General features: G+C 64.6%; 5 protein-coding genes. 1 reads left to right on the top strand and 4 read right to left on the bottom strand.

All coding sequences use genetic code 11. From position 1 onward, the window contains the following. Positions 1-104: 104 nt before the first annotated feature. From ACO6VM_RS16390 to ACO6VM_RS16375, 4 genes are all read right to left on the bottom strand, one after another. On the bottom strand, positions 105-1,400 hold the full coding sequence (locus tag ACO6VM_RS16390; protein ID WP_322359485.1) for an NAD(P)/FAD-dependent oxidoreductase: 1,296 nt from the start codon (positions 1,398-1,400) through the stop codon (positions 105-107). 84 nt (positions 1,401-1,484) lie between these two features. Beyond that, positions 1,485-1,658, bottom strand: coding sequence for a DUF3094 family protein (locus ACO6VM_RS16385; RefSeq protein ID WP_110991747.1), 174 nt, complete (start codon positions 1,656-1,658; stop codon positions 1,485-1,487). 131 nt (positions 1,659-1,789) lie between these two features. Beyond that, positions 1,790-2,419, bottom strand: coding sequence for a DUF1780 domain-containing protein (locus ACO6VM_RS16380; protein WP_125462595.1), 630 nt, complete (start codon positions 2,417-2,419; stop codon positions 1,790-1,792). 55 nt (positions 2,420-2,474) lie between these two features. Beyond that, positions 2,475-2,906, bottom strand: coding sequence for a hypothetical protein (locus tag ACO6VM_RS16375; protein ID WP_401058504.1), 432 nt, complete (start codon positions 2,904-2,906; stop codon positions 2,475-2,477). Positions 2,907-2,992: 86 nt separating this feature from the next. On the opposite strand from ACO6VM_RS16375, the gene ACO6VM_RS16370 reads away from it, so the two are divergent. Further along, the gene (locus ACO6VM_RS16370; protein WP_401058505.1) at positions 2,993-3,700 is read left to right on the top strand and encodes an energy-coupling factor ABC transporter permease; all 708 of its coding nucleotides are present in this window, start codon (positions 2,993-2,995) and stop codon (positions 3,698-3,700) included. Positions 3,701-3,768: the final 68 nt, after the last annotated feature.

The raw sequence follows: 3,768 nt of genomic DNA, 5'->3' as shown, positions 1-3,768 counted from the left end.
CCCCCCCCCCCCCACTCCCCCCCCCCCCCCCCCCCCCCCCCCCCCCCCCCCCCCCCCCCGCTCCCACTAGATCTTCGTCTTTACCTTGAACCGCGCCGCGGCTGTCAGTGCAGCTTCAGGCGAGGCTCGGTCCCGCGCCCAATCTTGCTACCCAGCATCAGCATCGCCGTGCGGAAGAACCCATACAACGCCATCTGGTGCATGCGGTACAGCGACACATAGAACATCCGCGCCAGCCAGCCTTCCAGCTTCACGCTGCCCATCAGGTTACCCATCAGGTTGCCCACCGCCGAGAAGCGCGACAGCGACACCAGCGAGCCATAGTCCTTGTACTCGTAGGTCGGCAGCGCCTTGTTCTCCAGCCGTGCCTTCAGGCTCTTGGCCAGCAGCGATGCCTGCTGGTGCGCGGCCTGGGCCCGTGGCGGCACGTTGCGGTCGCTGCCCGGTTGCGGGCAGGCGGCGCAATCGCCGAAGGCGAAGATATTGTCGTCGCGGGTGGTTTGCAGGGTCGGGCGCACCACCAGCTGGTTGATGCGGTTGGTTTCCAGGCCGTCGATGTCCTTGAGGAAGCCCGGCGCGCGAATACCCGCCGCCCACACCTTCAGGCTGGCCTGGATCACTTCGCCGGACGCCGTTTTCAGGCCATCCTCGGTCACTTCACTGACCGAGGCGCTGGTCATCACCGTCACCCCGAGTTTTTCCAGGGTCTTGTGCACCGGCACGCTGATGCGCTCGGGCAGCGCCGGCAGCACGCGCGGGCCAGCCTCGATCAGGGTGATGTGCATGTCCTTGGGCTGGATCTTGTCCAGGCCGTAGGCCGCCAGTTCATGGGCGGCGTTGTGCAGCTCGGCCGCCAGCTCCACACCGGTGGCGCCGGCGCCGACAATGGCCACGCTGATCTTTTCACTGGCCACATCGCCGGCATGGGCGCGCAGGTAGTGGTTGAGCAGTTGCTGGTGGAAGCGCTCGGCCTGCTTGCGGCTGTCGAGGAACAGGCAGTGCTGCGCCGCGCCCAGGGTGCCGAAGTCGTTGGTGTTACTGCCCACGGCAATCACCAGGGTGTCGTAACCCAGGGTGCGCGCAGGCAGCAGCTCGCGGCCTTCGTCGTCGAGGGTGGCGGCCAGCTGGATCTGTTTGCTTTCGCGGTCCAGGCCGCTCATGCGGCCCATCTGGAAGTTGAAGTGGTTCCACTTGGCCTGAGCCACGTAGTTCAGTTCATCTTCCGAGGAGTTCAGCGAACCGGCCGCCACTTCGTGCAGCAGCGGTTTCCAGATGTGCGTCAGGTTGGCGTCAACCAGGGTGATCTCGGCCTGTTTGCGCTTGCCCAGGCTTTTACCCAGGCGGGTCGCCAGTTCCAGGCCGCCGGCGCCGCCGCCGACAATCACGATGCGATGAGTCATAGGGATATCTCACAAGTTTTACGGAATTCGTGGGCACAAGGCCCGGCCGCAACGCAGCAGAGGGGAGGGCGAGCGCAAGGCAGCTCATAGCACCAGTCCACTCAACAGGCGGCTCAACAGGCCCAGACCGATGGTCACGGCCACCACCAGCAACAGGAGCAGCAACGGCCGGAAAGGCCTGCGCTCGACACGATGCTGGGGGGCACTCAAGTACTCATCGACGCGACGCTGATCTTCAGGATTCAGGCGGCTGGTCATGGTGGGCCTCGTAGATAGACGTTTGTGACTGCGTGTACGCCACAGCGTTCACGCAAACGCGTGGAACGAATGATAATGCGTTCTATCTCTGTCGCCGAGTGTACGTGATCGCAAAGACTCTCGGCACTGGATCAAAGACTGATCCCCACATCGAACACGATGCTGCGCCCCAGGTTGGCACGCAAGAAATCCGGCGCATCCGGGTGGGCGAACAGCACCCGGGCAAAGGTCGGCCCCACCAACGACAGCGAACGCCAGCCCTGGCGCAGGTATTCGGTGGGTGGCGGGAAATGGCTGTTGAGGTCGAGCACCTCGCGCTTGAGGCTGGCGAAGGCGATGATGTCCAGCTCGCTCAAGTCCAGCCCTCGTTCCCGGTAGTTATGCGCCTTTTTGCGCAAGGTCGGCGCCAGGCGCGCCAGCAGCTCCTGGGCAGGGATGCGCCGCGGCCGTGCTTCGCGACGCACCAGCTGGCTCAGGGAAAACGCGCTGCGCCGGCGTTGCAGCTCCTCGCGCCATTCATCGTTGAGCCGCCGGCCCTCGTCGAGCACGAAGAACACCTCGAACGCCGCATCGCGGAACAGCACATCTGGCGGCTCCTGCCCGGCCGGGGTGAAGTCCTCGCTGCGGTAGGCAATGTTCAACCCTTGCAGCAGGCGCTGGCACACCCAACGCTCGCGCTCCCATTTGCGCGCATTGGAGAGAAAGGCATTGGCTTGTTCGGCCTGGATGGTAAGCAGGCGCAAGTAGTCGGAGTCATCCATGGGGACAAGCTTAGTCGCTAAACGATGACGGTAAGATGCTGTTTGTGCGTGGGAATCAGCCCAGCATCAACCATTGCTGAACCACCCCGAGCAAATGCAGCAGCCCGCCCCCCAGGCAGATCACCGAACTGACCGCGATAAACCGCCGGGTCCGCCCTGTGCCGGCCAGCAGTACCGGGCCCAGCAGGCCGCGAGCCAGGTACACCAGGGTGATCAGGCAGATCACCGGCAGCAGGAAGGGCAGCGGTTTGATCAGCCCGGCAGCAGACAGCGCATAGGCCGACCAGGCCAGCAACACCAGCGCAATGGCCGCGGTGACCAGTGCCGGGTAGCGGCGCCCCTGCTCGGCGGCCCTGGCCATGCGCTCGCCCGCGCCGAACAAGCGGTACCAGCGCGGCCCGACCAGGATGATCGCCAGGTGCAGTAGGCCCGCGACCGCGCTGAATGCCGCGCCCAACAGCAGTGGCAGATTGAGCCCTTCAGGCATGGCGGACGCTTCCTGCATCGAATGGAGCTGCCAGCCTATAGCAACCAGGCGTAAGGGAGAATGGGTGTAGACTCAGGCTTGTCCACATGGCCGACAGGGATATTGCTCAGGTGATCAGCGCACAGGTCTTGTCCAGCACCAGCCTCACCCTTGGCTGGCTCGGTTACGTGCCCCTGCTGGTCTGGGCCATCAGCCGCACCCGCTGGGTCGAGCTGTTCACTGATACTCGCCGCCAGCACCTGCTGTTCGGCACCGTGTTCGGGTTGTTTGCCCTGTGGCTGGTGCGCCGCGACTTCGACACTGGCGTGTCCTATCACTTCATCGGCATGACCGCCGTGACCCTGCTGCTGGATTGGCCGCTGGCAGTGCTTGGCGGCTTTCTTGCCCAACTCGGTCTGCTGCTGCTCGGCCGCCAGGACCTGGCCGCGATCGGCGTCAACGGCCTGTTGATCGTAGGCCTGCCGGTGCTGGTCACCGAGGTGTGCGCGATCCTGGTCGAACGCGCGCAGCCGCGTAACCTGTTCGTCTATATCTTCTGTTGCGGTTTCTTCCCCGCCGCCCTGACGGTGCTGGTGTGCCTGATGGCCGGGCTGGGGCTGCTGTGGATGGACGAACGCTTCGCCATGCCGGAGTGGCTGAGCGATTTCGTCGGCTACCTGTGGCTGATGATGTTCCCCGAGGCGTTCATCAACGGCATGGTGATCAGTGCGCTGGTGGTGTTCAGCCCGGAGTGGCTGGAGACGTTCAACCGCACTCGCTACCTGCAGGCGCCGTGGAAGGATGACGACCGCTGAAAGCATCGCGGGGGAGGAAGGAACCCCCACAGGGCCGACGCGTTGCTGGGTTCTCGGTGGGGGGTTGT

Source organism: Pseudomonas sp. GZD-209, from assembly GCF_049310485.1.
Classification (GTDB): Bacteria; Pseudomonadota; Gammaproteobacteria; order Pseudomonadales; family Pseudomonadaceae; genus Aquipseudomonas; species Aquipseudomonas sichuanensis.
This window is presented reverse-complemented; position numbering and strand designations above follow the sequence as displayed.

Bases quoted from the DNA above. Each gene is read 5' to 3' on its own strand.
- ACO6VM_RS16390 (WP_322359485.1), bottom strand. From the start codon at position 1,400: ATGACTCATCGCATCGTGATTGTCGGCGGCGGCGCCGGCGGCCTGGAA.
- ACO6VM_RS16385 (WP_110991747.1), bottom strand. From the start codon at position 1,658: ATGACCAGCCGCCTGAATCCTGAAGATCAGCGTCGCGTCGATGAGTAC.
- ACO6VM_RS16380 (WP_125462595.1), bottom strand. From the start codon at position 2,419: ATGGATGACTCCGACTACTTGCGCCTGCTTACCATCCAGGCCGAACAA.
- ACO6VM_RS16375 (WP_401058504.1), bottom strand. From the start codon at position 2,906: ATGCCTGAAGGGCTCAATCTGCCACTGCTGTTGGGCGCGGCATTCAGC.
- ACO6VM_RS16370 (WP_401058505.1), top strand. From the start codon at position 2,993: ATGGCCGACAGGGATATTGCTCAGGTGATCAGCGCACAGGTCTTGTCC.